This is a genomic window from Pseudomonas sp. DCB_BI, assembly GCF_026240995.1.
Lineage (GTDB): Bacteria > Pseudomonadota > Gammaproteobacteria > Pseudomonadales > Pseudomonadaceae > Aquipseudomonas.
The window spans coordinates 198,024-224,567 of record NZ_JAPFCG010000003.1 but is presented as its reverse complement, the minus strand read 5'-3'; the positions used below and the strand labels follow the sequence as shown (position 1 = coordinate 224,567).

Below are 26,544 nucleotides of genomic sequence, written 5' to 3'. Positions count from 1 at the left end.
GCTGTCACAACCTCAAAGCTGGGCCACGATCGCGCGGTAATCCGCCGACAGCGTGGCCTGAAGAATCTCTTTCGGATAGTCGTCGGTCACAACGGCCTCGCCCATCTGGCGCAGCAGCACCAGACGCAGACGACCGTCGAGCACCTTCTTGTCGACCGCCATGTGCTCCATGAAATGCGCCGGGGTCATTTCCTGTGGTGGCACCACCGGCAAACCTGCATCCTGCAACAGGCGGATACCGCGATCGCGCTCGGCCTGGTCGATCCAGCCAAGGCGCATGGACATCTCCAGGGCCATCACCGTGCCCGCGGCCACGGCTTCGCCGTGCAACCACACGCCATACCCCATGTGGGTCTCGATGGCATGCCCGAAGGTATGCCCCAGGTTCAGCGTGGCCCGCACACCAGACTCGCGCTCATCAGCCCCCACCACAGCGGCCTTGGCTGCACAGGAGCGGCGGATGGCCTCGGTCAGGGCCGCCGAATCGAGGGCGCGCAGGGCCTGCATATTGTCTTCAAGCCAAGCGAGGAACGGCTTGTCGCAGATCAGGCCGTACTTGATCACTTCGGCCAGGCCTGCCGACAGCTCGCGCGCGGGCAGGGTCTGCAGACTGGTGGTGTCGATCAGCACCGCGTTGGGCTGGTAGAAGGCACCGACCATATTCTTGCCGAGCGGGTGATTGATGCCGGTCTTGCCACCGACCGAGGAGTCGACCTGGGACAACAGGGTGGTCGGTACCTGGATAAAGTCGACGCCGCGCTGGTAGCAGGCGGCGGCGAAGCCGGCCATGTCACCGATCACGCCGCCACCCAGGGCGACCACCGTGGTACGGCGGTCATGCCGCGCCGTCAGCAGGCCGTCGAAGATCAGCTGCAGGGTTTCCCAGTTCTTGTAGGCTTCGCCATCGGGCAACACCACCGGCAGCACCGCGTAGGCACCCAGGGTCTTGGTCAGGCGTTCGAGATACAGGGGCGCGACGGTCTCGTTGGAAACAATGGCAACCTGCCGCCCGGCAATGTGCGGCGCCAGCAGTTCGGCCTGATCCAGCAGGCCTTCGCCAATGTATATCGGGTAGCTACGCTCGCCCAGGTCGACCTTCAGTGTCTGCATGTATCCCCACAATGTGCTTGGGCGCGGCGCCGTTCGGGCAACCTGCGCGATAACGTTGAGCCTCGACTCGGCGCTGGTCGCCGAGGATAGTCCCGGGTTAACGGGGCGGCAACTGCTGCAAGCGCTCGAGAATATCGATCACCACCATGCGTGGTGGCCGCTCGTCGGTTTCTACCACCACGTCGGCGATCTCCCGGTAGAGCGGGTCGCGGGTTTCCAGCAAGGTCCGCAAGGTGGCCTCGGGATTGGCGGTGCGCAGCAACGGCCGGTTACGGTCGCGCGCGGTGCGGCCAACCTGCTGCTCCACTGAAGCATGCAGGTAGATGACCCGGCCACCCTGATGCAGCGCCTGGCGGTTGGCTTCACGCATGACTGCACCGCCGCCGGTCGCCAGGACCACGCCGTCGAGGGCGCACAGCTCAGCGATCATCGCCTGCTCGCGATCACGGAAGCCCGGCTCGCCTTCCTTGTCGAAAATCCACGGGATGTTGGCGCCGCATCGCAGTTCGATTTCCTTGTCGGAATCCTTGAACAGCAGGCGCAGCTCTTTGGCCAATAGGCGTCCAATGGTGCTTTTACCAGCGCCCATGGGTCCCACAAGTATCAAATTTCGCACAGAATCAACGACTCACAGCAATCGCCTGGTCACTCATGATACGCGGAGTCAGGAAGACCAGCAGCTCGGATTTTTTCTCTTGTAATGCATCGCGTCGAAACAGCCGCCCAACATACGGCAGATCGCCCAAAAATGGCACCTTGTCGACCACATTGTTTTGCGCAGTCGAGTAGACGCCACCGATCACGATCGTTTCACCGTCTGCCACACGAACCTTGGCATTTACCTCGTTCTTGCGGATCGGCGGCACGTTGTTCAAGGCATTGACGTAATCCGGCTCGTCCTTGGTCACCCTCACCGTCATGATCACCTTATTGTCCGGGGTAATCTGCGGGGTCACCTCCAGCGACAGCGAGGCCTCGCGAAACGACACCGAGGTGGCGCCACTCTGGCTGGTTTCCTGGTACGGCACCTCGGTACCCTTGAGGATCCGCGCGGTCTCCTTGTCGGCCGTGACCACCTTGGGCTGCGAAATGATCTCGCCATTGCCACTCTTTTCCATGGCGCTGAGTTCCAGGTCAAGCAACACGTCCCCGCGCAGCAGCCCAAGCCCGACACTGCTGGCGGCACGCTCCACCCCGAGGTCGACGAACAGCTCTTTGCCGGGGCGCAACCTGTCACCGTAGAGCGGCCCACCCCAGCGCACCCCCAGGCTTTTCTCGTAATCGACATTGGCCTCGACAATACGCGCCTCGATCGCCACCTGGCGGACAGGCACGTCCAGCTGCAGCAGCAGCTGCCGCAGCTCGGCAAGACGGTCAGCTGGCAGGTGCGCCACCAGGGTATTGGTACGCTCATCGGCGCTCAGGCTACCCGTGTGCATGCCGTCGCCCGCCAGGCTCGCCAGCAGCAGCTCTACCAGCTCGGCCGCCTTGGCGTGGTGAATGGGCAACAGTTGTCGATGCAAAGGCTGCAGGTGTGCTTCCAATGCTTGTTCCACCCGGCTGTCGGCTGACTGCGCGGCAAAATCAGCTGCCGGCGCCACCAGCAGCACATTGCCCTCCTGGCGCCGGGCCAGGCCCTTGCTGCGCAACACCAGATCAAGGGCCTGCTCCCACGGCACATCCTGCAAACGCAAGGTGACATTACCTTGCACCGCGTCGCTGGCAACCAGATTGATGCCGGCGTAATCCGCCAGTACCTGCAACACAGCGCGCACCTCAACATCCTGGAAGTTCAGCGAAAGGGGTTCACCCTGGTGGGGAGTCGCCGACGCCAACGGTATCCACAGCAGGGTTGCCAGCAGGTATTTCATCCACTTCTTCATGCTTGTCCGGGGCCTCCTTGCCCAAGCGCCCGGCGAGGGTGATGAACGCCGCGCGTTCGTGCCACTCTCCCGCCATGAACAACCGTTCACGCACTTCGACCTGTTGTGGGTCGATGTGCCTCACCACACCCTGATCGCGCCCTAAGCGGTCACCGGGGCGCACGCGATAGAGCTTGCCAGCGCCCATCAGCAACGCTTCATGGAACGCTCCACGTGCCAGGCTGCCAACCATTCGCAGCTGCGCCAATGGCACACCCACCAGGCCGGAGCCAGACGATCGCGTGGTAGCGGGGGCGAACGGATCTACTGAAGGCGCTGCCATGGCCGCCCGTGCCGGCACGTGGGCGAGCATTGCTGGCGCTGACAGGGGCCCAGGCGAGTGATAGGCATCGAGCCGCAATTGCAGGCGCAAAAGCCCAGCCTCGCGATCAGCCGCTGCCAGGCGCATGTCGCCGCTACGTAGCACCCGCGCCTGGCCCAACCATTCGTCCAGCCACAGCCGCAAGGCCGGGTAATGCCCAACCACCTGCAGTTCGAGCGGTACCCTGTGGAAACCGGTTTGTAGCTCACCTTCCTGGACGTCGAGGCGCTCGACATGCAGGCCATGCGCATGCCCCGAAACCGTCAGGCGCTCAAGCAGGTCGCTCATGCTCTCCCCCGCAGCCAGCTGCCAGCGCGCTGCCTGTAACCGCTGCTCGGCAACCGCCACAGCCGCCTGCAGTCGCTGCAGCTCGGCCAACTGCGATGCGCCGCTCGCCTGCAGCTGATTCAGTTCCGCACGCCTGACGTCCTCCTGCGCTTGTTGCTGCAATAGCGCCGGCAAGCGTAACGCGCAGCCCACACTGAATAGCCCAACAGCCAGCAACACTGGCGCCAGCCGCCGAAAGCGAGCGGAGCGCTCAGCCACACTCAGCCAGGCGAGCAATGCCGCGCTATTCACGACCAGAACGCCGAAACGCGCGCGATCAGCAGAAACTCATCGCCGCCCGGCAGGCTTCTCAGGTGTTTGAGCTCCAGGTCGAGCAATACGCTCGAACGGTTCAAGTCACGCATGAACTGCGCAACCACAGCCCCGGAGGCTGCCAGCCCGGTCATCTGTAAGCGGCCGCTTTCCAGGCTGAGGTCCAGTAACTGCAACCCCTCTGGCAACGCCCCCTCTAGGTCAGCGAACACCCCGGCCAGCACACCCTGGTGTGCACGCAATCCCTCCAGCGCCGCAGCTCGGACGAGCAGCGTGTCATGCTGTGCACGCACATCGGCCAGCGGTTGCAACTGCTCGCCCAGCAAATCGAGGGCTACCTGCTGCCTGGCATTGGCCAGCGCCTGTTGCTGCCCGCGCTGGCGGGCCAGCTGATCCACCAACGTCACCGCGCACAATGCCAATAATGCGCCAGCCACCAGCTGGCCGCGCCAGCGCCGCAAAGCCGCCTGACGCTGCCGTTCACGCCACGGCAGCAGGTTGAGCCGCATCATGGGCGCAACCCTCCGACAGCCAAGGCGCATGCCAGCAGCATCGAGCCGTCGACGTGTTCAAGCCCCGCCAGGCCAGGCAGGTGTCGACACGGCACGCCCAGCCGGCTGCCGAGGTCTTGCAGCCAGACCGGATCGAGCGACGCGCTGCTTGTAACCCACAGCTCTGCAGGCAGACGTTCCTCAGCTAACAGGGCCTGCAAATGCCCTGATAGTTGCCCAGCCATCTCCCCACCATCCGCCTGCAGCTCATGGCGCTGGAAGGCCCTGCCCGGCTGCCAGCCATAAAGGGTCACGCTGCGGGCCTCGATGCGCAGCAGCGCCACTCCCTCCAGCTCGCCCGGTGGCAACATGCGACACAAGGCAATGCTGTCGACCTCGACGGCTTCAAGCTGCAAGCCCGCCTGTTCAACAACGGACTCAAGTGACGCCAGCGCGCTCTGTCGACAGGCAGCGACCATCACCTCGGAGCAGCCTGGCTGCACGCTGGATGCCCCCATGACCTGGTAATCGAGGGCCAGATCCTCCAGCGGAAACGGAAAAAGCCGCTCGGCGTCAGCCAGTAGCTGCGCTTCAAGCTGCGCCCCATCGTGCGCCGTTGGCAAATGGCACGTTTTACAGATGACCTGGCAGGCCGGCAGTGCCAAGGCCACCTGCCGCTGCCTGAGACCGCTCCGTCGGTAGGCACGCTGCAGCGCCGCTGCTGCTACGCCGGGCTCTGCGATCCAGTTTGCGCCCGCTGTGGCCTGCAAAGGTTCTTGCGCCGAACCCACCACCCGCCAATGGCGATTGCGCCGTTGCAGTTGCACCAGGCGAATGGCCTCGGGGGCAATTTCCACTCCCACCAGTGAACCGGCATCCTTGCCGAAGCGTCCAAGCATCGCGGCTTCCTTGTTGTCTGTTGCAACCCCGCGGCAACACTGGGCCGAGACTGCCCGACGAGGCGACGAGCAGCCTGGCCGGTAACCCGGAGAGGCGAAAAATGCTTATAATGCCCAGCGTTTTTTGGTCCGCTGGACCTGCGTGCAATCCACTCCCAACCTGGACACCGAAAAGCCTTGATACGTCTGCTGAAGTTCTTCTGGTGGTCTTCCGTCGCAGTCATCTGCGCGCTCGTACTCGGTGTGAGCGGTGCGTTTCTGTATCTTAGCCCCAGCCTGCCCTCGGTCGATTCGCTCAGAAGCATCCAGTTGCAGATCCCTCTCAGGGTGTACAGCAGCGATGGCAAGCTGATTGCCGAGTTCGGCGAAATGCGCCGCTCCCCGATCCGCTTCGCGGAAATTCCCCCACAGTTCATTCAGGCGCTGCTGTCAGCCGAGGACGACAATTTCCTCAACCACTACGGTGTCGACCCCAGCAGCCTGATGCGCGCCGCCACCCAGCTGGTGAAGACCGGGCACATTCAGACCGGCGGCAGCACCATCACCATGCAGGTGGCGAAGAACTTCTTCCTCACCAGCGAGCGCAGCTTCTCGCGCAAGACCAACGAAATCCTGCTGGCCCTGCAGATCGAACGTGAGCTGACCAAGGACGAAATCCTTGAGCTGTACGTGAACAAGATCTACCTGGGCAACCGCGCCTACGGTATCGACGCAGCGGCACAGGTGTACTACGGCAAGTCGATCCGTGACGTGAGCCTGGCGCAGATGGCAATGATTGCCGGCCTGCCCAAGGCACCGTCGCGCTTCAACCCGCTGGCCAACCCGGTGCGTGCCAAAGAGCGCCGCGACTGGATCCTCGGCCGCATGTACAAGCTGGGCAAGATCGACCAAGCCAGCTACGAATCTGCCCTGGCCGAGCCGCTCAACGCCAGCTACCACGTGCCGACACCTGAGGTGAATGCGCCGTACATCGCCGAAATGGCTCGCGCGGAGATGGTCGGACGCTACGGCAGCGATGCCTACACCGAAGGCTTCCGGGTCACCACCACCGTTCCGAGCGACATGCAGGAAATGGCCAACAAGGCCATTCTCAACGGCCTTTCCGATTACGACGAACGCCACGGCTACCGTGGCCCTGAAGCACGCTTCCCCGGCCGTACCCAGGCAGCGTGGCTGCAGGAACTGGGCAAGCAGCGCACCCTTGGCAGCCTGGAGCCAGCCATCGTTACCCAGGTGGAAAAAACCGGCCTGACGGTACTGACCCGGGACGGTCAACAGGCCGAGGTTGCCTGGGACACCATGAAATGGGCGCGCCCGTTCATCAACAGCAACTCAATGGGCCGCGCACCGCAATCGCCAGCTGACGTAGCGCAGGTGGGCGACTTGGTACGCCTGCAGCGCCTTGAGGATGGCAAGCTGAAGTTCAGCCAGGTGCCCGGCGCGCAGAGTGCACTGGTCACCCTCGACCCCTACAACGGCGCGATTCGCGCCCTGGTCGGCGGTTTCTCGTTCGAGCAGAGCAATTACAACCGCGCCATGCAGGCCAAACGCCAGCCAGGCTCGAGCTTCAAGCCATTCATCTACAGCGCCGCGCTGGACAGCGGTTACACCGCCGCCAGCCTGGTCAACGACGCGCCGATCGTGTTCGTTGACGAATCGGTAGACAAAGTGTGGCGGCCGAAGAACGACACCAACACCTTCCTCGGCCCGATCCGCATGCGTGAAGCGCTGTACAAGTCGCGCAACCTGGTGTCGATCCGCCTGTTGCAGGCCATGGGTGTAGACCGCACCATCGACTACATCGCCAAGTTCGGCTTCAACAAGCAGGACCTGCCGCGCAACCTGTCGCTGGCCCTGGGTACCGCCACCCTGACGCCGATGGAGATCGCCACTGGCTGGAGCACCTTTGCCAACGGTGGCTACAAGATCAACCCGTACCTGATCGACCGCATCGAAAGCCGCAGCGGCGAGACGCTGTTCACCGCCAACCCGCCTCGCGTTCCGCAAGGCGCCCAGGACCAGGCCGGCCTGGCTGCACCTGAACAGCCGATCAGCACCGCAGCCATGCCTGGCGAAGCACCATCGGCCTTCGGCCAAGTGGCACCTGTGCCGCAGACGCCGGCTGTGGCCGAACAGATCATCGACGGGCGCACCACCTACATCCTTACCAGCATGCTGCAGGATGTGATCAAGCGTGGTACTGGCCGCCGGGCGCTGGCCCTGGGCCGCACTGACCTGGCAGGCAAGACCGGTACCACCAACGAATCCAAGGACGCCTGGTTCTCCGGGTACAACGCCGATTACGTGACCACGGTGTGGGTTGGTTTCGACCAGCCGGAAACCCTCGGCCGCCGCGAGTATGGCGGTACCGCGGCGCTGCCGATCTGGATGAGCTTCATGGGCGCGGCGCTGAAGGACAAGCCGGCGCATACCCCTGCAGAGCCGGAAGGCATACTCAGCCTGCGCGTAGACCCGGTCAGCGGGCGTGCGGCCTCGCCGAGCACACCGAATGCTTACTTCGAGCTGTTCAAGGCCGAAGACTCGCCGCCGTCAGTGGATGAACTGGGCAACGGCGCAGCGCCGGGCAGCCCGCTGCCGGCTGACGAAGCGGCGCCGATGGATCTGTTCTAAGGCAGGGCGCCTTATTCGGGTTTTGCGTGGGCGCGTGAATCGAGCGCCGCCCGCGCGGCGCTTCGCGGGGCAAGCCCGCTCCCACAGCTGTTGCAACGTGCCGAACCTCTCAGGCCATGGTCGCGTCTCAAGACATACACCAAGGCTGGCAACGCCGCTTCCACAGGTACTCCGCAGGCTTGAGGCTGATGCAGTCCCTGGGCAAACAACTGGCTTGCAAAGCACCTGAAAACTGGCCCGATCATGGTGCAAGCCACTGGCTTGCGCAATTTCTGGAATCTTGCGCGATCCCTGTGGGAGCGTACACCCGCGAAGCGCCGCGCGGGCGGCGCTCGATCTCACAGCCAACGAACATGTCGGGACGAACGCCTCGCAAACCCCACACTTTCCAATGCCCCAACAAAAAGCCCCGGCTCATGCGAGCCGGGGCTTTTTCATGTCGCTACGGGACTAATCAGCCGTTGAACACGTCATCCACGCTGGTCAGCGGGTAGTGCTTCGGATACGGCAGGGTAGCAACGCCGGATTCGATGGCGGCCTTGGCCACCGCGTCGGAAACGACGGTGATCAGGCGTGCGTCCAGGGGCTTCGGAATGATGTACTCACGGCCGAACTCCAGAGCCTGTACGCCGTAGGCATCGCATACTTCCTTCGGCACTGGCAGCTTGGCCAGGTCTTTCAGGGCGACGGCGGCAGCGATCTTCATTTCTTCGTTGATGCGCTTGGCGCGAACGTCCAGGGCACCACGGAAGATGAACGGGAAGCCCAGTACGTTGTTGACCTGGTTCGGGTAGTCGGAACGGCCGGTAGCCATGATCACATCGCTGCGAGTGGCGTGTGCCAGCTCTGGCGAGATTTCCGGGTCCGGGTTCGAGCAAGCGAACACGATCGGGTTGGCAGCCATCGACTTAAGGCCTTCTGGGCTCAGCAGGTTCGGGCCGGACAGGCCTACGAACACGTCGGCGCCGTCGAGCGCGTCAGCCAGGGTGCGCTTGTCGGTCGCGTGAGCGAACTGCGCCTTGTACTGGTTCAGGTCGTCACGACCAGCGTGAATCACGCCGCTACGGTCGATCATGAAGATGTTCTCGACCTTGGCGCCCATGCTCACCAGCAGCTTCATGCAGGAGATGGCGGCAGCACCGGCACCCAGGCAGACGATCTTGGCGTCTTCCAGCTTCTTGCCGGCGATTTCCAGGGCGTTGATCATGCCGGCGGCGGTAACGATGGCGGTACCGTGCTGGTCATCGTGGAACACCGGGATGTCGCACTGTTCGATCAGGGTGCGCTCGATTTCGAAGCACTCTGGCGCCTTGATATCTTCGAGGTTGATGCCACCGAAGGTAATCGAGATGCGGCGAACGGTGTCGATGAACGCTTGCGGGCTTTCCGATTCGACTTCGATGTCGAACACGTCGATACCAGCGAAACGCTTGAACAGAACACCCTTGCCCTCCATGACCGGCTTGGAAGCCAGTGGGCCGAGGTCACCCAGACCGAGGATGGCAGTGCCATCGGAAATCACCGCAACCAGGTTGCCTTTGCCGGTGTATTTGTAAGCCAGCTCTGGATCACGGCCAATTTCACGCACCGGCTCGGCAACACCTGGGCTGTAGGCCAGGGCGAGGTCACGGGCAGTGGCAGTGGGCTTGGAGAGTTCGACGCTCAGTTTCCCCGGACGAGGTTGAGCGTGATATTCGAGAGCGGCGGTTTTCAGGTCTGACATGGTGGGCATTCCGCTATTTACTGTTCTGACGGACCGCCGAGGATACGCAAAGAGCCGGGGAGTCACAAGACTGGTCGGTCACTTGTGTCAAGGCCTTTAGCCTACGACTTTACGCTAAAACCCACGGGGGCATACGCCTCACAGTGTGTACAATCCAATAGCGAAATGTCTACATCTTTCGACCTGAAATGCGCTGCAACATGCTCGGATCGGTCAATGGCAAGACCCAGCGCCGCTGGCCGGGCTTGAGGACGCCCCTGCGGGAACGATCCAGCACCCAGCCACGCGCTTCGACCTGGCGTCCCTTGAGGTTATCGAAGAAGCGGTCAGGGAAGTTACGTCGCAGACGAGCGGGAACCTGCAGCACCATGGCGCTGCCCAGGTTAAGCCAGACCCCGCCACGGTTGCGCTCGATGCTTTCGACACGGCCACTCACAAGCGCAAACCCCGACTGCCTGACATCGCTTGCGGGCACCACGGGCGAGCGCCGCCACAGGCCCACGCCGGCCCGGCGCGCAGCGTGCTCGGCAAGCTGCTGGCAGCCACTGAGGCGCACATTGGGGGCAACCGCCACATGCAAGCCCAAGCCTTCCCTGAGCAGTTGTGCCTCAAGATTGTCGCCATTAGGGCCGTATACATGCGCCAGTGTACGGCCGTATTTGTCTTTGGACTCGACCCCTGGCACAAGCCCGACGCGCCCGTCACTGCCCTTCACCAGGGCTTGCAAGCGCCGCTTGGCGGCTTCGGCATAGGGCTCGCTGGTGCGCCCCTTTCGGCCGATTTCCGGGGCGTTGATACCGATCAGCCGCACTCTGCGGCCATCGACCAGGCGCAAGGTGTCGCCATCGACCACCGCTCTCACCATGACCTGCTGCGGCCGATCCGGCAGCGGGCAAAACGCCAGGGCCGGTAACTGCCAGACGGCGGCCACAAAAAAGGCGCCCACGAGGGGCGCCTTCTTCAGCCGCAATGCGAAGCCCGAAGGATTCGCCATGCGCATGATTACTTCTTGGTACCGAACATACCGAAGCGATCGGCGAACTTCTGTACGCGACCACCGGTGTCCAGGACTTTCTGCTTACCGGTGTAGAACGGGTGGCACAGGTTGCAAACGTCGATCGACAGGGTGTTGCCCAGGGTCGAACGGGTTTCGAACTTGTTGCCGCAGCTGCAGGTGACTGCAACTACTTCGTAGTTCGGGTGGATACCTTCTTTCATGGTCACTTCCTCGAGCTGCGTGCCGCCACCCAACACCAATTGTTGAATACCGCACGTAATTAGGCGGCGAATAATACCAGAGCACAGCGCCAGTGCAAGTTGTCGCTTGCACCGACCGTCGTCTGCTAGGCTCGCCACTTCTTGTAACGCCCTCCGAGACTTTCCGCGTGCCCGACGTCATCCTGCGCCTTGCCCTGCCCTCCCCGCTGCGCCGCCTGTTCGATTACCAGGCCCCGGCGAGCATGGCACGCCAGGCCCTGACCCCGGGCATGCGCATTCGGGTGCCCTTCGGCCGTCGCGAAATGATCGGCGTGCTGGTAGAGGTGTGCGCACAAAGCGATGTGCCCGCCGACAAGCTCAAGCCGGCCAGCGCCCTGCTCGATCCGGTGTCGCCGATCCCGCCGTCGCTGTTCAAGCTGTGCCTGTGGACCGCGCAGTACTATCAGCACAGCCTGGGTGACACCTTGAGCTGGGCCTTGCCGACGCTGCTGCGCCAGGGCGAACCCGCCGAAATGCGCCAGGAACGCTTCTGGCGCATGGCCCCCGATGCCCGCCTGGACGACCCGCGCATCGCCCGTGCGCCGCGCCAGCGCGACGCCCTCAAGACCCTGGCCCAGCACCCGCACGGCGTGGCCCACAGCCTGCTGGCCAAGCTCAACTTGAACAAGGACAGCCTTGACCTGCTGCTGGCCAAGGAGCTGGTGCAGATCGAGGTGCGACGCCACCTTCCAGCGCTGCGCCATGAACATTGGCTGGCACAGCCGGAACTGCCGCTCAATGAAGAACAGCGCGATGCCTTTGACGCCGTGCGCGAGGGCTTTGGCGGTTTCGGTGCGTTCCTGCTGGCCGGTGTCACAGGCAGCGGCAAGACCGAGGTCTACCTGCAACTGATCCGCGAAACCCTGGAAGCCGGCAAGCAGGCGCTGGTGCTGATCCCGGAGATCAACCTCGGCCCGCAAACCCTGGCGCGCTTCGAGCAACGCTTCAACGCGCGCATTGCCCTGGTGCATTCGGCGGTGAACGACCGCGAACGCCTGGATGCCTGGCTGGCAGCGCGGGACGGCGAGGCCGACATCATCATCGGCACCCGTTCGGCATTGTTCACGCCAATGAAAAACCCTGGCCTGATCATCATCGACGAAGAACACGACGGCTCGTATAAACAGCAGGAGGGCCTGCGCTACCACGCCCGCGACCTGGCGCTGGTGCGCGCCCACCAGGAGAACATCCCGATCCTGCTTGGCTCGGCCACGCCGTCGCTGGAAACCCTGCACAATGCCCTCACCGGGCGCTACCGCCTGCTACGCATGAACCAGCGTGCCGGCGGTGCGCGCCCGCCGCGCATGCTACGCCTGGATGTAAAAAGCCTGCCTCTGGACAGCGGCATCAGCGGCCCGCTGCAGCAAGCGATTCGCCAGACCCTCGAAGCCGGCCAGCAGGTGCTGGTATTCCTCAACCGCCGCGGCTTTGCCCCGACCTTGCTGTGCCACGATTGCGGCTGGCTGTCGGAATGCCCCCGCTGCGATGCGCGGATGACCGTGCACCAGCGGTCTGGCGTGCTGCGCTGCCACCACTGCGGCTATGACGAACGCTTGCCGCACCAGTGCCCGCAATGCAACCACGTAGACCTGCGCCCGGTCGGTGCCGGCACCGAGCGCGCCGAAGAACGCCTGAAAGTGCTGTTCCCGGACTACCCTATCCTGCGTGTGGACCGCGACAGCACGGCTCGCAAAGACGCCATGCATAACCTGTTCAGCACCATCCAGAAGGGCCAGCCGAGCATTCTTGTCGGCACCCAGATGCTCGCCAAGGGCCATCACTTCCCCAGAGTGACGCTGGTGGCCATCCTCGATGCAGACGGCGGGCTGTTTTCCGGCGACTTCCGCGCCAGCGAGCGGATGGCGCAACTGATCGTGCAGGTGGCCGGACGTGCCGGCCGGGCTGAAGAACCCGGCAAGGTCATCATCCAGACCCACCTGGCCGACCACCCGCTGCTGGTTCAGCTGACCGAGCAGGGCTACTTCGCCTTCGCCGAGCAAGCCCTGGACGAACGCCGCGCCGCCGGGCTGCCGCCATACTCGCACCTGGCCCTGCTGCGCGCCGAGGCCCACAAGCCGGGGCAGGCCGAAGGCTTCCTTGACGAAGCCTGCGCCGCCGCCGAGCGCCTGGTGGCCGAACAACGGCTACCGGGCATCGAACTTCTTGGCCCGGTACCGGCTCCCATGGAACGCCGCGCCGGTCGCTTCCGCGCGCAACTGTTGATACAGGCCAATACCCGGGCGCCTTTGCATCGACTGATCAGCGCCTGGTTGCTAGTGTTGGAGCAGCTACCGAGCGGGCGTCAGGTTCGCTGGTCGCTGGATGTCGACCCGGTAGACCTTTATTGATTTCAGGAAGCAAATACCTCCAGTGGGAGCGGCCTCGCGTCGCGAAACGGCCGCAAAGCGGCCCCGGCATTCTTGAGGCTGGCAAGCCCCAAAGGTTGGCAACCCGCTCCCAGCCACGGATAATGCCCAGTTTTTCCACCTGCGCATCCAAGCGCTCCACCGCGCTTGCGGTCGAAAAGAGATCCCCATGAAAGACACCATTCGCCAGCTGATCCAGCAAGCCCTCACCCAACTCGTCACCGACGGTGTGCTGCCTGAAGGGCTGTCGCCGGCGATCCAGGTGGAAAACGCCCGGGACAAGACCCACGGCGACTTCGCCAGCAACATCGCCATGATGCTGGCCAAGCCGGCCGGCATGAAGCCGCGCGACCTGGCCGAAAAACTCATCGACGCCCTGCCGGCCAGCGCCGACATCAGCAAGGTCGAGATTGCCGGTCCAGGCTTCCTCAACTTCTTCCAGAACACCGACGCCCTGGCTAGCCGCCTGGATGCCGCCCTGGCCGACGCCCACCTGGGCGCACGCAAGGCCGGCCCTGCACAAAAGGTGGTGATCGACATGTCGGCACCCAACCTGGCCAAAGAAATGCACGTCGGCCACCTGCGCTCGACCATCATTGGTGACAGCGTGGCGCGGGTGCTGGAGTTCCTTGGCGACGACGTCGTCCGCCAGAACCACGTCGGCGATTGGGGCACCCAGTTCGGCATGCTGATGGCCTACCTGCAGGAAAACCCGATCACCAGCGACGAGCTGTCGGACCTGGAGAACTTCTACCGCGCCGCCAAGAAACGCTTCGACGAATCGGAAGATTTCGCCACCCGCGCCCGCGGGCTGGTGGTCAAGCTGCAGGCCGGCGACCCGGACTGCCTGGCCCTGTGGACACGCTTCAAGGACATCTCGCTGTCGCACTGCCAGAAAACCTACGAGCTGCTCAACGTCAAGCTGACCATGGCCGACGTGATGGGCGAAAGTGCCTACAACGACGACTTGGCCAATGTGGTGGCCGACCTCAAGGCCAAAGGCCTGCTGGTCGAAGACCAGGGCGCCCAGTGCGTGTTCCTCGACGAGTTCAAGAACAGCGACGGTGACCCGCTGCCAGTGATCGTGCAGAAGGCCGACGGCGGCTACCTGTACGCCACCACCGACCTGGCTGCCGTGCGCTACCGCAGCAATGTGCTCAAGGCTGACCGTGCCTTGTACTTCGTCGACCAGCGTCAGGCCCTGCACTTCAACCAAGTGTTCGAAGTGGCCCGCCGCGCAGGCTTCGTCGGCCACCCGATGCAAATGGAACACATGGGCTTCGGCACCATGAACGGCGCCGACGGCCGCCCGTTCAAGACCCGTGACGGCGGCACGGTGAAGCTGATCGACCTGCTGACCGAAGCCAAGGAGCGCGCCTACGCGCTGGTCAAGGAAAAGAACCCTAGCCTGGCCGACGAAGACCTGCGCCACATCGGCGAGGTGGTGGGCATTGGTGCGGTGAAATACGCTGACCTGTCCAAGCACCGCACCAGCGACTACAGCTTCAACTTCGAACTGATGCTCAACTTCGAGGGCAACACCGCGCCCTACCTGCTGTACGCCTACACCCGCGTGGCCGGCGTGTTCCGCAAGTTGGGCAAGGGCTTTGACGAAGTCGAGGGCAACATCGTGCTGCAAGCCGCCCACGAGCAGGACCTGGCCGCACGCCTGGCGCAGTTTGGCGAAATCCTTAACAACGTCGCCGAAAAAGGCACGCCACACGTGCTGTGCAGCTACCTCTACGACCTGGCCGGCCTGTTCTCCAGTTTCTACGAGAACTGCCCGATCCTGGCTGCCGAAACCCCTTCGCAGCAGCAGAGCCGCCTGCGCCTGGCAGCACTGACCGGCCGCACCCTCAAACAAGGTCTGGAACTGCTCGGCCTGGAAACCCTGGAGCGCATGTAAGTTGGCTGCCAAGAAAAAACCTGCCCCAAAACGCGGCGCCAGCCGCCAGACGGCGCCGGCCAAGCAGCCGATTCCCGGCTGGGTATGGCTGGCGGTCGGCCTGACCGTAGGCGCGTTCATCGTATTCCTGATGAAACTTGAACCTGGCGGCGATGACATCAAGCGCGCCAAGCCCGAGCAGCAGAAGGCGGAGAAAGTGGCCGAAGCCGGCAAGCCGGCGCAGGCCACCCCGCAGCAGCCGGTGAAGCCGAAGTACGACTTCTACACCCTACTGCCGGAGTCCGAGGTGATCGTGCCGCCAGAGGCCGTGCCCGAGAAAACGCCACCAGTACCGGCCCAGCCGGTAACCCCGGTGACCCCGGCCGAAGCGGCGAAAATCGATACCGCGCGTGCCCAGGCCGCGCTACTCGGCCAGACCCCGCCACCAGCACCACCGGTCATCAAGCCGGCTGCAACGACCCAGTACTTCCTGCAGGCCGGTTCGTTCCGCAAGCAGGCCGATGCCGACAAGGTACGCGCACAGATCATCCTGCTGGGCCAGTCGGTGAAGGTGGAATCGGGCACGGTCAAGGAAGAAACTTGGTACCGCGTGCTCGTCGGCCCGTTCAGTAACCGTGAACAGCTGACCGGGGCGCAGAAGCAACTGGCCGGGGCTGGTTTCGGCAACCTGCTGCTGCAACAGCGCCAGACCCGCCAGTAACCGCCCGCGGGTAACCTGAGCATCTGCAGGAGCAGCCTTGCGCTGCCCTGCTCCCCCATGAACGCCTCAACCGCGCCCTGCGTTCCGCTCGGAAACCTGGCCGTTCAGCGTCCAGAAGTCGTACAGCACGCCCACCAGGAACAGCCCGCCGGTAAAGAAGTAGATGATCGCGGTCACCCACTTGCCTTGATACAACCGGTGCAGGCCAAAAACCCCTAGGAAGGTCAGTAGTATCCAGGCGATGTTGTAGTCGATGCGCCCCGACTGGAACCTCAGGTCGGCTTCACGGTCCATGGACGGGATCAGAAACAGGTCGATCAGCCAACCGATGCCCAGTAGCCCGAAGGTGAAGAACCAGATGGTCCCCGTTACCGGCTTGCCGTAATAGAAGCGATGCGACCCGGTGAAGCCGAAAATCCACAGCAGGTAGCCAATGGTCTTGCTGTGGGTGTCGTGGAATGGCGTTCCCTGTTGATAACTGTTCATTCATAGCCCTCGTGGGTTATCCGAAAATTTTCTAAAAAAAAATGTGACTTTCTCGTCGCAGGCCGACGTACGGCAGCTAGGCAATCGACCAACGGATCAAAGATTGATCAAAAAGCTGTTATAAAGTTGCGCGCCCAACACATAACTATTCATAAGAGCTTCATCTATGCCGCCTTTATTCAAGACATGGCTGACCCTCTGCCTATTATTGCCCCTGGCCGCCCACGCCACCAATCGTGAGCAACGTCTTCCTAATGGTTTCACCGGCTATACCACCAATGCCTCGGTGAAACACGCACCGGCCAAGCACGCCCCGCTGCGCGCTCGTCCGGCCAATGCCGCCAGCAGCCGCAGCGGCATGCCGGTTGCCGCCATGTCGCCCAAACAGAGCAGCGATGTGCTCAGCCGTGCGGTGAATGTGCTTGGCACCCCCTACGTTTGGGGTGGCAGCAGCCCGAAAAAAGGCTTCGATTGCAGCGGGCTGGTCAAATACGCATTCAACGACGTTGCCGACGTCGACCTGCCACGCACCTCGAATGCCATGGCCCAGGGCCACGGCGTGAAGGTGGCCAAAGGTGACCTGAAGCCGGGCGACCTGATCTTCTTCAATATCAAGAGCCGCCGGGTCAATCACGTAGCCATCTACCTGGGTAACGACCGCTTCATCCACGCGCCACGCCGTGGCAAGCGCGTGAGCATCGATACCTTGAGCAAGCCTTACTGGCAGAAGCACTACGTGGTGGCCAAACGGGTGCTGCCGAAAGAGCAGCAACAGCTGAATCTGGCCAAGCGCTAAAAAGGTCAGACCTTTTCCCAGGCAAGCCCGCTGCCACCGCCAGCACAGCCTTTAAACCTGTGCCGTACCTGTGGGAGATTCCATGGTTTCTGGCAATGGCATCAGGGTTGCCAGGTGCTCGCCATGGCATCTTCAGCGTCTGTGAGATCGAGCGCCGCCCGCGCGGCGCTTCGCGGGGCAAGCCCGCTCCCCCATTTGTTTCGGGCCAGTATGACCTGTGCCTGACGCGCCCGACCGCCTGGGTTGTACGACGCGATATCGAGGTGTACGCCAAGGCGTTCGCGCGAAAATCCCACAGAAATAATTGGCCCGAAACAAATGTGGGAGCGGGCTTGCCCGCGAAGGGGCCTCAAGAGGCACTATGCCCTCTGATCAGTCCGCTCTCCTTCAGCCCCCGCATCGCCCCCTCCATCGTCCGCATCCCTTGCGCTGCACCCGCCTGCATCACCGAGCACAACTGCGCCATCCGGCCCTCCCGGACCAGGTTTCGCACTGCCGGCGTAGCCACCAGCACTTCCCGCGCCGCAACCCGGCCACCGCCCACACGCCTGACCAGCACCTGCGCCACCACCATCTGCAACGACTCGGCCAGCATGGCCCGTACCAACCCCTTTTCCTCGGCAGCAAACACCTCTACCAGCCGGTCGATGCTGCTGGCCGCCGAACGCGCATGCACGGTCGCCAGCACCAGGTGCCCAGTCTCGGCTGCACGCAAGGCCAGGCGAATGGTTTCAAGATCGCGCAACTCGCCAATCATGATCACATCCGGATCCTGGCGCAGCGCACTGCGCAGGCCCTGAGCGAAGCCACTGCTATGGCGACCGACCTCACGCTGATTGACCAGGCTCCGCTGGCTGCTGTGGATAACTTCGACAGGGTCTTCCAGGGTGATGATGTGCAGCGCCCGCTCCCGATTGAGCTGGTCGAGCAGTGTCGCCAGCGTGCTGGACTTGCCACTGCCGGTCGGGCCACCCACCAGGATCAAGCCATTCCGATACTGCGCAACAGCTTGAAACACATCCGCCAGGTCAAGCTCCTCCAGCGTAGCGATACGCCCCGCAATCAGGCGGAAGGTGGCCGCGGGCCCATTCAACTGGCGAAACAGGTGGACGCGAAAGCGCCCTAGTACAGGTAACTCCAGCGCCATGTCCAGTTCATCGCCCTGTGCCCACTGCGTGCGCCGCTCATCATCCAGCACGCCAGCCATGGCCTCGATCAAGGTATCTGCACCCAAGGGCGGCGAATTCATGCGCTGCAACTCACCATCCACGCGCTGCATCGGTATCTGGCCCGCCGCCAGGTGCAGGTCCGAAGCCCCCGCCTCCATGGCCCGGGCCAACAGGTCGGTCACTTCCATGAGACTCCCCAAAGGCCTTCAAGCAGGTAGAATGCCGCAAACCCTAAAGCTGCCGGCATCCATCCATGTCCACCCTAGCAGACAACCTTTCCGCGATTTCCGCCCGTATCGCCAGTGCTGCCCAGGCAGCCGGGCGTGAACCGGCCAGCGTTCAGTTGCTGGCCGTGAGCAAAACCAAGCCCGCCGCCGCGATCCGCGAGATGCACGCTGCTGGCGTGCGCGATTTCGGGGAAAACTACCTACAGGAAGCACTGACAAAGCAGCAGGAACTCGGCGACTTGCCCTTGATCTGGCACTTCATCGGCCCCATTCAGTCGAACAAGACCAAAGCCATTGCTGAGCATTTCGACTGGGTACATTCCGTGGACCGCCTGAAAATCGCCCAACGCTTGTCGGAACAGCGCCCTGCCGGGCGGGGGCCGCTGAACATCTGCCTGCAGGTGAATGTCAGTGGCGAGGACAGCAAATCCGGTTGTGCTCCCGCCGACTTGCCAGCCCTGGCCAAGGCTGTGGCGGCACTGCCTAACCTGCGCCTGCGCGGCTTGATGGCCATTCCCGAACCCACCGATGACCGCGCCGCCCAGCAGGCAGCCTTCGCCAGTTTGCGCACCTTGCAAGAGGGCCTGGACCTGGGCCTGGATACCCTGTCCATGGGCATGAGCCACGACCTCGAAGCGGCGATTGCGCAGGGTGCGACCTGGGTACGTATCGGTACCGCCCTGTTCGGTGCCCGCGACTACGGCCCTAACTGATTGCATGCTTAACTCACTCTTCCCCACAAGGACCTGACATGAGCAAGACTCGTATTGCGTTTATCGGCGCCGGCAACATGGCCGCCAGCCTGATCGGTGGTCTGCGTGCCCAAGGCCTGGAAGCTTCGCAGATCCGCGCCAGCGACCCGGGCGCCGAGACCCGCTCGCGCATCCAGGCCGAGCATGGCATCGAAGCCTTCGAGAACAATGCCCAGGCCATCGACGGCGCCGACGTAATCGTGCTGGCGGTCAAGCCGCAGGTCATGAAAGCGGTGTGCCAGGCCCTGCAACCCAACCTCCAGGACGGTCAGCTGATCGTGTCCATTGCCGCCGGCATCACCTGCGCCAGCTTGCAAAGCTGGGTAGGCGCCCGCCCGGTGGTGCGCTGCATGCCAAACACCCCGGCGCTGCTGCGCCAGGGCGTGAGCGGCCTGTATGCCACCGCCGAGGTATCTGGCGAACAGCGCCAGCAAGCCGAGCAACTGCTGTCGGCCGTGGGCACCGCCCTGTGGCTGGAGCAAGAACAGCAACTGGACGCCGTGACTGCGGTGTCCGGCAGCGGCCCGGCGTACTTCTTCCTGCTGATCGAGGCCATGACCGCAGCCGGCGAAAAACTCGGCCTGCCACGCGAGACCGCCTCCCAGCTGACCTTGCAGACCGCCTTGGGCGCGGCGCACATGGCCGTTGCCAGCGATGTCGATGCTGCCGAACTGCGCCGCCGTGTCACCTCGCCCGCCGGCACCACCGAAGCGGCAATCAAGTCGTTCCAGGCCAGCGGCTTCGAAGCCATTGTCGAGCAGGCGCTGCAGGCTGCGGCCACGCGCTCCGCCGAGCTGGCCGAACAACTGGGCAAATAAGGAGTTTTAGATGAATGCACTGTCCGGCGCCGCGATCTTCGTGGTGCAAACCCTGGTCAGCCTGTACCTGGTGATCGTCCTGCTGCGCTTTGTGCTGCAACTGGTCAAGGCCAACTTCTACAACCCGCTGTGCCAGTTCGCCGTCCGCGCCACGCAGCCGCTGCTCAAGCCGATCCGCCGCATCATCCCCAGCATTGGCGGCCTGGACACCTCGTCGCTGCTGCTGTCGGTACTGATCCAGGCGCTGCTGATGGCCTTCGTGCTGATGGTCACCTATGGCACCTTCGGCGACGTCCTGCACCTGCTGATGTGGGCTATCATCGGTATCACCTCGCTGTTCCTCAAGATTTTCTGGGTGGCCATGATCGTCATGGTGATCGTCTCCTGGGTTGCGCCCAACAGCCACAACCCGGCTGCCGAGCTGGCCTACCAGATCAGCGAACCGGTGCTGGCACCGTTCCGCCGCATCGTGCCCAACCTGGGCGGCATGGATATTTCGCCGATCTTCGCCTTCCTCGCGATCCAGGTGATCCAGTCGTTCGTCATGCCACCGCTGGCCGCCTACGCCGGCATGCCGCAAGAGCTGTGGCGGATGATCTGACCCCGCTTGCCCCCAGCCGCAAGCCTTTGCTTGCCGCTGGGGGTAGCGCTCTTTAGACTTACGCCTCCGTCAAGCGTGAGCAGGGTCGATGTCCACTGTCTTTCCCGAAGATTCTGTCGGTCTGGTAGTACCGCAAACCGCCCGGTTCGATGAACCGCTGGCCTTGGCCTGTGGCCGCTCCCTGGCCGGCTACGAGCTGGTCTACGAGACCTACGGCACCCTGAATGCCAGCGCGAGCAATGCCGTGCTGATCTGCCATGCCCTGTCCGGCCACCATCATGCCGCTGGCTACCATGCCGCCACCGACCGTAAGCCGGGCTGGTGGGACAGCTGCATCGGCCCCGGCAAACCGATCGATACCAACCGGTTCTTCGTGGTCAGCCTGAACAACCTCGGCGGCTGCAACGGCAGCACCGGGCCCAGCAGTGTCAACCCGGCCACCGGTAAACCGTATGGCGCCGAGTTCCCGGTATTGACCGTGGAAGACTGGGTGCACAGCCAGGCACGGCTGGCCGACCGCCTGGGCGTCCAGCAGTGGGCAGCTATCGTCGGCGGCAGCCTGGGTGGCATGCAGGCACTGCAATGGACCATGACCTACCCCGACCGCGTACGCCACTGCGTCGACATCGCCTCGGCACCCAAGCTGTCGGCGCAGAACATCGCCTTCAACGAAGTGGCGCGCCAGGCCATCCTCACTGACCCCGAATTCCATGGAGGCTCGTTCCAGGACCAGGGCGTGATTCCCAAGCGTGGCCTGATGCTGGCGCGCATGGTCGGCCACATCACCTACCTGTCCGATGATTCGATGGGTGAAAAATTCGGCCGTGAGCTGAAGAGCGACAAGCTCAACTACGACTTCCATAGCGTCGAGTTCCAGGTCGAGAGCTACCTGCGCTATCAGGGCGAGGAGTTTTCCGGCCGTTTCGATGCCAACACCTACCTGCTGATGACCAAGGCGCTGGACTACTTCGACCCGGCTGCCGCCCAAGGCGGCGACCTGGCAGCCACCCTGGCAGGGGTCAAAGCAGACTACTGCATCATGTCGTTCACCACCGACTGGCGCTTCTCCCCGGCCCGTTCGCGGGAGATCGTCGACGCCCTGATGGCGGCGCGCAAGAACGTCTGCTACCTGGAGATCGACTCGCCTTACGGCCACGATGCCTTCCTGATCCCCACACCTCGCTACATGCAGGGTTTCTCGAACTACATGAACCGCATTGCCATCTGAGGACAGCATGAGAGCCGATCTGGAAATCATCCACGACTGGATCCCCGCCGGCAGCCGGGTACTTGACCTGGGCTGCGGCAGCGGTGAACTGCTGGCCTCGCTGCGTGACCGCAAGCAGGTCACCGGCTATGGCCTGGAGATCGACGCCGACAACATCGCCGCGTGCGTGGCCAAGGGCGTCAACGTCATCGAGCAGGACCTGGACAAGGGCCTGGGCAACTTCGCCAGCAACAGTTTCGACGTAGTGATCATGACCCAGGCCCTGCAGGCCGTGGAGTACCCTGACCGCATCCTCGACGAGATGCTGCGCGTGGGTCGCCAGTGCATCATCACCTTCCCCAACTTCGGTCACTGGCGCTGCCGCTGGTACCTGGCGACCAAAGGCCGCATGCCGGTATCGGACTTCATGCCGTATACCTGGTACAACACGCCGAACATCCACTTCTGCACCTTCGCCGACTTCGAAGAACTGGTGCACGAACGCAGGGCAAAGGTACTCGACCGCCTGGCCGTCGACCACTTGCACCGTAACGGGTGGGGTGGCCGGCTATGGCCTAATCTTCTAGGTGAAATCGGCATCTACCGCGTCAGCAGCCCGGGCCTGCAAGAACACCAGCTCGCCGTCTGACGTCCACTGGAGGAATTGCCCCATGCGTCGCCTAGCCCTGTTCCTGATCAGCCTGTGCCTGGCATTGCCGGTACTGGCTGCCGATGCCGCCCGGCCCGAGCGCAAGGAAGTGTTTGGCGATGTGACGGTGCATTACAGCGCATTCACTTCGAGCATGCTCACACCCGAGGTGGCTGCGGCCACCGGTCTGGTGCGCAGCAAGAACCAGGGCGTGCTCAACATTGCCGTGCTCAAGGCCGGCAAGCCCGCCCCGGCACTGGTCAGCGGCACGGTCAAAGACCTGACCGGGCGCAGCAGCCCGCTGTCGTTCAAGCAGGTTACCGAACAGAGTGCGGTGTACTACATCGCCCAGTTCAAGATCGAACAACCCGAAACCGTCACCTTCGACCTGACCATCGAAACCGGCGGCATCAGCAACTCCCTCAGCTTCAACCAGGAAGTGTTCCCAGGCGAATGATGAATTTCCAGCAACTCGTATTGGCCAGCCATAACGCCGGCAAACTCAAGGAACTCCAGGCCATGCTCGGCCAGTCCGTGCAGCTGCGCTCGATTGGCGAGTTCAGCCAGGTCGAGCCGGAAGAAACCGGCCTGTCGTTCGTCGAGAACGCCATCCTCAAGGCACGCAACGCCGCGCGTATTTCCGGCCTGCCGGCCCTGGCCGACGATTCTGGCCTGGCCGTGGACTTCCTCGGTGGTGCGCCGGGCATCTACTCGGCACGGTATGCCGACGGCAAGGGTGACGCGGCGAACAATGCCAAGCTGCTCGAAGCCCTGAAAGACGTGCCCGAAGCCGAGCGCGGCGCGCAGTTCGTCTGCGTCCTGGCACTGGTACGCCATGCCGACGACCCGCTGCCGATCCTGTGCGAAGGCTTGTGGCACGGCAGCATCCTGTTCGAGGCCAGCGGCGAGCACGGTTTCGGCTACGACCCGCTGTTCTGGGTACCGGAGCGCAACTGTTCCAGCGCCGACCTGGCCCCGGCAGATAAAAACCAGCTCAGCCACCGCGCCCGTGCCATGGCCCTGCTGCGCCAACGTCTGGGCCTGGCATGATCGAAATGCTGTCCTCTCCCGGCGCGGCGGGCTTTGCCAGCCTGCCGCCGCTGGCGCTGTACATCCACATTCCGTGGTGCGTACGCAAATGCCCTTACTGCGACTTCAACTCCCACGCTGCCGGGCCTGAACTGCCGGAAGACGCCTACGTCTCGGCCCTGCTGGACGACCTCGACCAGGAAATGGCCGCCGTTCAAGGCCGACCGATCAGCTCGATCTTCTTCGGGGGCGGGACGCCCAGCCTGTTCAGCGCCGATGCCCTTGGCCGCTTGCTGCGCGGTGTTGAGCAACGCATTCCGTTCGCGCCAGACATCGAGATCACCCTGGAAGCCAACCCGGGCACCTTCGAGCAGGACAAGTTCAAGGCTTACCGGCAGACAGGCATCAACCGCCTGTCGATCGGCGTGCAAAGCTTTCAGCCAGCCAAGCTGCAGGCGCTGGGGCGCATCCACAACGGTGACGAGGCGGTGCGAGCCGCCGGTATGGCGCGCGCGGCCGGGTTCGACAACTTCAACATGGACCTGATGCACGGCCTGCCCGACCAGTCGCTGGAAGACGCGCTGGGCGACCTGCGCCAGGCCATCGACCTGGGACCGACGCACCTGTCGTGGTACCAATTGACCGTGGAGCCGAACACGGTGTTCTGGAATCAGCCGCCAGAGCTGCCCGAAGACGACATCCTCTGGGACATCCAGGAGGCCGGCCAGGCACTGATGGCTGACCATGGCTATCGCCAGTACGAGGTATCGGCCTATGCCCAGGCAGGCCGAGCGGCGCAACACAACCTCAACTACTGGCGCTTTGGTGACTTCATCGGCATTGGTGCCGGCGCCCACGGCAAGCTGACCTTCGCCGACGGGCGCATCCTGCGCACCTGGAAAACCCGCCTGCCCAAGGACTACCTGAACCTGGCCAAGCCGTTCAAAGCTGGCGAGAAGCTGCTGCCGGTCGACGAGCTGCCGTTCGAGTTCCTGATGAACGCCCTGCGGCTTACCGATGGCGTGGAGGCCGAACTGTTCACACAGCGCACGGGTTTGCCGCTGGCACAGCTGCGCGAGGCACGCCGCGCCGCCGAACAAAAGGGCCTTTTGCAGGTCGAACCGGATCGACTGGTGGCCACGCCAAGGGGCCAGTTGTTCCTCAATGACCTGCTGCAGTATTTCTTGACCTAAGGATGACCCATGGATCTGGTACTTGATCTGCTCGCGACGGTTTCCCGCTGGAGCCGCGGCAACCTGTCGGAGATTTCACTGGCCTTGGTAGGCTGCCTGCTGGTGCTGTTCGGCAGCGATGTCAAAGCCTGGGCCGAACAACGCCTCGGTGGCCTAGCGGGTGCACTGCGGGTGCCGTTCATGGCCCTGATGGTGATGATCGGCAGCGGTGCGGCACTGATCTACGCCACGCCGTGGGTGGTGAAGGGGCTGGGCCAGTTCAACAACTACGCGCTGGCGCCGGTGTTGCTGGTGGTGCTGGTGTTGATTGGTGTGGTGGCTGATCGCCGAGGGTAAGGGTTGCAAAAAGCTGCCCCGGGAAACCAGGGCAGCCCTACCACCTGACTAGCCCTTAACGGGCATCATCGAAGTGGTCACGCATGAAGTCCCGAACGGTCTTGAGCACAATCAAGATCCGAATGAGCTTCCAGACGCGGCTCAGCGCATCAAGCAAACGCTTCATATGCCTTGGCCTCCGTGTTGGCGGGCCAATCTTCCAGCATCTAACCGGCACTTCGATGCCTTCGAAAACTCTGGGGACGTGTTCGGTGAAGTGGCCAGGTTAATGGCCCTTCGAAGTCAGTTACCGGCACGGTTCTCAGGCCGTGTCGAAGGGGCCGGAAAGCAGAATTCTTCTCCTACCCGACCCATCACCGAATTTTTCCCCACAGGAGCAACACGATGATAATTGGGATGCGCAATCAAAGCTGTTAACCGCGCAGACACACGTGATGCTGGAATTTCTGATCGTTGACGCGCCCTTTTTGGCTGCTTATGATCCCCTGACTGTGGGGACGTTTTCGGTGAAGTCCCAGAGCGAAGGATACTCAGTCCTGTCGCTCACAAAAAAACCGCCTTTCTCAAGGCGGTTTTTTTCGCCCGCATTTCTGCAAGCACCAGCACATCGAAAGGCCAGATCAGCCGATCAATCCGCCTTCTCGAACTTCAAGTCCCACACCCCATGCCCCAGCCGCTCGCCGCGGCGTTCGAACTTGGTGATCGGGCGCTCTTCCGGGCGTGGCACGTAGGTGCCGTCGGCTGCACGGTTGCGATAGCCCGGGGCGGCGCTCATCACTTCCAGCATGTACTCGGCATACGGCTCCCAGTCGGTGGCCATGTGGAACACGCCACCGGGCTTGAGCTTGCGACGTACCAGCTCGGCAAACTCCAGCTGGACGATGCGGCGCTTGTGGTGGCGCGCCTTGTGCCAAGGGTCTGGGAAGAACAGCATCAGGCGGTCGAGGCTGTTGTCCGCCACACAGCGGTTCAGCACTTCGATGGCATCGCAGTCGTACACCCGCAGGTTCTTCAGGCCCTGAGTCAGTACGCCGTTGAGCAGCGCGCCGACACCCGGGCGGTGCACTTCCACACCGATGAAGTCCTGTTCAGGCGCGGCAGCCGCCATTTCCAGCAGGGAATGGCCCATGCCGAAGCCGATCTCCAGGGTGCGCGGCGCCGAACGGCCGAACACCTGGTCATAGTCCACCGGGCTGTCGGCCAGCGGCAGGATGTACAGCGGGCCGCCCTGGTCCAGGCCGCGTTGCTGGCCTTCGGTCATGCGCCCGGCGCGCATCACGAAGCTTTTGATGCGGCGGTGTGGGCGGGCTTCGCCGTCGGGGGTGATCGGCGTATCGTGCGATTCAGTCATCAG

At 63.2% G+C, this 26,544-nt stretch carries 26 protein-coding genes; 14 read left to right on the top strand and 12 right to left on the bottom strand.

What is annotated here, in order from left to right; genetic code table 11:
• Positions 1-12 precede the first annotated feature (12 nt).
• From aroB to pilM, 6 genes are all read right to left on the bottom strand, one after another.
• Complete coding sequence (gene aroB / locus OO258_RS05025; protein WP_110745162.1) at positions 13-1,110, bottom strand: 3-dehydroquinate synthase; 1,098 nt, start codon at positions 1,108-1,110, stop codon at positions 13-15.
• Positions 1,111-1,207: 97 nt separating this feature from the next.
• On the bottom strand, positions 1,208-1,726 hold the full coding sequence (gene aroK / locus OO258_RS05020) for a shikimate kinase AroK (protein ID WP_003249147.1): 519 nt from the start codon (positions 1,724-1,726) through the stop codon (positions 1,208-1,210).
• Positions 1,727-1,730: 4 nt separating this feature from the next.
• Positions 1,731-2,993 carry a type IV pilus secretin PilQ gene (locus OO258_RS05015; protein WP_266029061.1) on the bottom strand — a complete coding sequence of 421 codons (1,263 nt, stop codon included), beginning with the start codon at positions 2,991-2,993 and terminating at the stop codon, positions 1,731-1,733.
• Complete coding sequence (locus OO258_RS05010; protein ID WP_266029116.1) at positions 2,917-3,918, bottom strand: pilus assembly protein PilP; 1,002 nt, start codon at positions 3,916-3,918, stop codon at positions 2,917-2,919. The genes OO258_RS05015 and OO258_RS05010 overlap by 77 nt, the downstream gene beginning before the upstream one ends.
• A gap of 11 nt (positions 3,919-3,929) precedes the next feature.
• The gene (locus tag OO258_RS05005) at positions 3,930-4,466 is read right to left on the bottom strand and encodes a PilN domain-containing protein (protein ID WP_266029060.1); all 537 of its coding nucleotides are present in this window, start codon (positions 4,464-4,466) and stop codon (positions 3,930-3,932) included.
• Positions 4,463-5,344, bottom strand: coding sequence for a type IV pilus biogenesis protein PilM (pilM, locus tag OO258_RS05000; RefSeq protein WP_266029059.1), 882 nt, complete (start codon positions 5,342-5,344; stop codon positions 4,463-4,465). Before pilM ends, OO258_RS05005 begins: the two co-directional genes overlap by 4 nt.
• A 180-nt stretch (positions 5,345-5,524) precedes the next feature.
• On the opposite strand from pilM, the gene OO258_RS04995 reads away from it, so the two are divergent.
• On the top strand, positions 5,525-7,975 hold the full coding sequence (locus OO258_RS04995; protein ID WP_371921796.1) for a penicillin-binding protein 1A: 2,451 nt from the start codon (positions 5,525-5,527) through the stop codon (positions 7,973-7,975).
• Between the two features lie 454 nt (positions 7,976-8,429).
• Here the strand turns inward: OO258_RS04995 and OO258_RS04990 are convergent, their stop codons facing one another.
• The 3 genes from OO258_RS04990 to rpmE all read right to left on the bottom strand — a co-directional run bounded on the left by OO258_RS04990 (position 8,430) and on the right by rpmE (position 10,916).
• A complete protein-coding gene (locus OO258_RS04990; RefSeq protein ID WP_266029058.1) occupies positions 8,430-9,698 on the bottom strand; it encodes a malic enzyme-like NAD(P)-binding protein in 1,269 nt (422 codons plus the stop codon).
• 169 nt (positions 9,699-9,867) lie between these two features.
• The gene (locus OO258_RS04985; RefSeq protein WP_266029057.1) at positions 9,868-10,698 is read right to left on the bottom strand and encodes a thermonuclease family protein; all 831 of its coding nucleotides are present in this window, start codon (positions 10,696-10,698) and stop codon (positions 9,868-9,870) included.
• 2 nt (positions 10,699-10,700) lie between these two features.
• Positions 10,701-10,916 (bottom strand): 50S ribosomal protein L31, encoded by a 216-nt coding sequence (gene rpmE / locus OO258_RS04980; protein WP_056794359.1) that lies wholly within the window; start codon positions 10,914-10,916, stop codon positions 10,701-10,703.
• 167 nt (positions 10,917-11,083) lie between these two features.
• Between rpmE and OO258_RS04975 the strand changes: the two genes are divergently transcribed.
• The 3 genes from OO258_RS04975 to OO258_RS04965 all read left to right on the top strand — a co-directional run bounded on the left by OO258_RS04975 (position 11,084) and on the right by OO258_RS04965 (position 15,927).
• On the top strand, positions 11,084-13,303 hold the full coding sequence (locus OO258_RS04975; RefSeq protein ID WP_110745170.1) for a primosomal protein N': 2,220 nt from the start codon (positions 11,084-11,086) through the stop codon (positions 13,301-13,303).
• Positions 13,304-13,490: 187 nt separating this feature from the next.
• On the top strand, positions 13,491-15,227 hold the full coding sequence (argS, locus tag OO258_RS04970) for an arginine--tRNA ligase (RefSeq protein WP_266029056.1): 1,737 nt from the start codon (positions 13,491-13,493) through the stop codon (positions 15,225-15,227).
• A gap of 1 nt (position 15,228) precedes the next feature.
• On the top strand, positions 15,229-15,927 hold the full coding sequence (locus OO258_RS04965; RefSeq protein ID WP_110745172.1) for an SPOR domain-containing protein: 699 nt from the start codon (positions 15,229-15,231) through the stop codon (positions 15,925-15,927).
• Positions 15,928-15,993: 66 nt separating this feature from the next.
• On the opposite strand, the gene OO258_RS04960 is transcribed toward OO258_RS04965, so the two are convergent.
• Positions 15,994-16,413 (bottom strand): NINE protein, encoded by a 420-nt coding sequence (locus tag OO258_RS04960; RefSeq protein ID WP_110745173.1) that lies wholly within the window; start codon positions 16,411-16,413, stop codon positions 15,994-15,996.
• A 166-nt stretch (positions 16,414-16,579) separates the two neighbouring features.
• On the opposite strand from OO258_RS04960, the gene OO258_RS04955 reads away from it, so the two are divergent.
• Positions 16,580-17,209 carry a C40 family peptidase gene (locus OO258_RS04955; protein WP_110745174.1) on the top strand — a complete coding sequence of 210 codons (630 nt, stop codon included), beginning with the start codon at positions 16,580-16,582 and terminating at the stop codon, positions 17,207-17,209.
• 349 nt (positions 17,210-17,558) lie between these two features.
• On the opposite strand, the gene OO258_RS04950 is transcribed toward OO258_RS04955, so the two are convergent.
• The gene (locus OO258_RS04950) at positions 17,559-18,566 is read right to left on the bottom strand and encodes a type IV pilus twitching motility protein PilT (protein ID WP_266029055.1); all 1,008 of its coding nucleotides are present in this window, start codon (positions 18,564-18,566) and stop codon (positions 17,559-17,561) included.
• Positions 18,567-18,631: 65 nt separating this feature from the next.
• Between OO258_RS04950 and OO258_RS04945 the strand changes: the two genes are divergently transcribed.
• The 9 genes from OO258_RS04945 (at position 18,632) to OO258_RS04905 (ending at position 25,190) form a co-directional block, all read left to right on the top strand.
• Entirely contained in the window at positions 18,632-19,318 is a 687-nt protein-coding gene (locus OO258_RS04945) for a YggS family pyridoxal phosphate-dependent enzyme (protein ID WP_266029054.1), read from the top strand.
• A gap of 38 nt (positions 19,319-19,356) precedes the next feature.
• On the top strand, positions 19,357-20,175 hold the full coding sequence (gene proC / locus OO258_RS04940) for a pyrroline-5-carboxylate reductase (RefSeq protein WP_110745177.1): 819 nt from the start codon (positions 19,357-19,359) through the stop codon (positions 20,173-20,175).
• Between the two features lie 10 nt (positions 20,176-20,185).
• Positions 20,186-20,776 carry a YggT family protein gene (locus OO258_RS04935; RefSeq protein ID WP_110745178.1) on the top strand — a complete coding sequence of 197 codons (591 nt, stop codon included), beginning with the start codon at positions 20,186-20,188 and terminating at the stop codon, positions 20,774-20,776.
• Between the two features lie 88 nt (positions 20,777-20,864).
• A complete protein-coding gene (gene metX / locus OO258_RS04930; RefSeq protein WP_266029053.1) occupies positions 20,865-22,004 on the top strand; it encodes a homoserine O-succinyltransferase MetX in 1,140 nt (379 codons plus the stop codon).
• Positions 22,005-22,011: 7 nt separating this feature from the next.
• Positions 22,012-22,632, top strand: a complete 621-nt coding sequence (metW, locus tag OO258_RS04925; protein ID WP_003249106.1) for a methionine biosynthesis protein MetW — start codon at positions 22,012-22,014, stop codon at positions 22,630-22,632.
• A gap of 22 nt (positions 22,633-22,654) precedes the next feature.
• A complete protein-coding gene (locus OO258_RS04920) occupies positions 22,655-23,089 on the top strand; it encodes a DUF4426 domain-containing protein (RefSeq protein WP_266029052.1) in 435 nt (144 codons plus the stop codon).
• Complete coding sequence (gene rdgB / locus OO258_RS04915; RefSeq protein ID WP_016502062.1) at positions 23,086-23,682, top strand: RdgB/HAM1 family non-canonical purine NTP pyrophosphatase; 597 nt, start codon at positions 23,086-23,088, stop codon at positions 23,680-23,682. The genes OO258_RS04920 and rdgB overlap by 4 nt, the downstream gene beginning before the upstream one ends.
• The gene (gene hemW / locus OO258_RS04910) at positions 23,679-24,854 is read left to right on the top strand and encodes a radical SAM family heme chaperone HemW (RefSeq protein WP_266029051.1); all 1,176 of its coding nucleotides are present in this window, start codon (positions 23,679-23,681) and stop codon (positions 24,852-24,854) included. The genes rdgB and hemW overlap by 4 nt, the downstream gene beginning before the upstream one ends.
• A gap of 9 nt (positions 24,855-24,863) precedes the next feature.
• Positions 24,864-25,190 (top strand): DUF3392 family protein, encoded by a 327-nt coding sequence (locus tag OO258_RS04905; protein ID WP_086978608.1) that lies wholly within the window; start codon positions 24,864-24,866, stop codon positions 25,188-25,190.
• A gap of 628 nt (positions 25,191-25,818) precedes the next feature.
• Here OO258_RS04905 and trmB read toward each other — a convergent pair.
• Positions 25,819-26,541, bottom strand: a complete 723-nt coding sequence (gene trmB / locus OO258_RS04900) for a tRNA (guanosine(46)-N7)-methyltransferase TrmB (RefSeq protein ID WP_060516925.1) — start codon at positions 26,539-26,541, stop codon at positions 25,819-25,821.
• Positions 26,542-26,544: the final 3 nt, after the last annotated feature.

Bases quoted from the DNA above. Each gene is read 5' to 3' on its own strand.
- aroB (WP_110745162.1), bottom strand. From the start codon at position 1,110: ATGCAGACACTGAAGGTCGACCTGGGCGAGCGTAGCTACCCGATATAC.
- OO258_RS05015 (WP_266029061.1), bottom strand. From the start codon at position 2,993: ATGAAGAAGTGGATGAAATACCTGCTGGCAACCCTGCTGTGGATACCG.
- OO258_RS05005 (WP_266029060.1), bottom strand. From the start codon at position 4,466: ATGATGCGGCTCAACCTGCTGCCGTGGCGTGAACGGCAGCGTCAGGCG.
- pilM (WP_266029059.1), bottom strand. From the start codon at position 5,344: ATGCTTGGACGCTTCGGCAAGGATGCCGGTTCACTGGTGGGAGTGGAA.
- OO258_RS04990 (WP_266029058.1), bottom strand. From the start codon at position 9,698: ATGTCAGACCTGAAAACCGCCGCTCTCGAATATCACGCTCAACCTCGT.
- OO258_RS04985 (WP_266029057.1), bottom strand. From the start codon at position 10,698: ATGCGCATGGCGAATCCTTCGGGCTTCGCATTGCGGCTGAAGAAGGCG.
- rpmE (WP_056794359.1), bottom strand. From the start codon at position 10,916: ATGAAAGAAGGTATCCACCCGAACTACGAAGTAGTTGCAGTCACCTGC.
- argS (WP_266029056.1), top strand. From the start codon at position 13,491: ATGAAAGACACCATTCGCCAGCTGATCCAGCAAGCCCTCACCCAACTC.
- OO258_RS04960 (WP_110745173.1), bottom strand. From the start codon at position 16,413: ATGAACAGTTATCAACAGGGAACGCCATTCCACGACACCCACAGCAAG.
- OO258_RS04955 (WP_110745174.1), top strand. From the start codon at position 16,580: ATGCCGCCTTTATTCAAGACATGGCTGACCCTCTGCCTATTATTGCCC.
- OO258_RS04950 (WP_266029055.1), bottom strand. From the start codon at position 18,566: ATGGAAGTGACCGACCTGTTGGCCCGGGCCATGGAGGCGGGGGCTTCG.
- OO258_RS04945 (WP_266029054.1), top strand. From the start codon at position 18,632: ATGTCCACCCTAGCAGACAACCTTTCCGCGATTTCCGCCCGTATCGCC.
- proC (WP_110745177.1), top strand. From the start codon at position 19,357: ATGAGCAAGACTCGTATTGCGTTTATCGGCGCCGGCAACATGGCCGCC.
- OO258_RS04935 (WP_110745178.1), top strand. From the start codon at position 20,186: ATGAATGCACTGTCCGGCGCCGCGATCTTCGTGGTGCAAACCCTGGTC.
- metX (WP_266029053.1), top strand. From the start codon at position 20,865: ATGTCCACTGTCTTTCCCGAAGATTCTGTCGGTCTGGTAGTACCGCAA.
- metW (WP_003249106.1), top strand. From the start codon at position 22,012: ATGAGAGCCGATCTGGAAATCATCCACGACTGGATCCCCGCCGGCAGC.
- OO258_RS04920 (WP_266029052.1), top strand. From the start codon at position 22,655: ATGCGTCGCCTAGCCCTGTTCCTGATCAGCCTGTGCCTGGCATTGCCG.
- rdgB (WP_016502062.1), top strand. From the start codon at position 23,086: ATGATGAATTTCCAGCAACTCGTATTGGCCAGCCATAACGCCGGCAAA.
- hemW (WP_266029051.1), top strand. From the start codon at position 23,679: ATGATCGAAATGCTGTCCTCTCCCGGCGCGGCGGGCTTTGCCAGCCTG.
- OO258_RS04905 (WP_086978608.1), top strand. From the start codon at position 24,864: ATGGATCTGGTACTTGATCTGCTCGCGACGGTTTCCCGCTGGAGCCGC.
- trmB (WP_060516925.1), bottom strand. From the start codon at position 26,541: ATGACTGAATCGCACGATACGCCGATCACCCCCGACGGCGAAGCCCGC.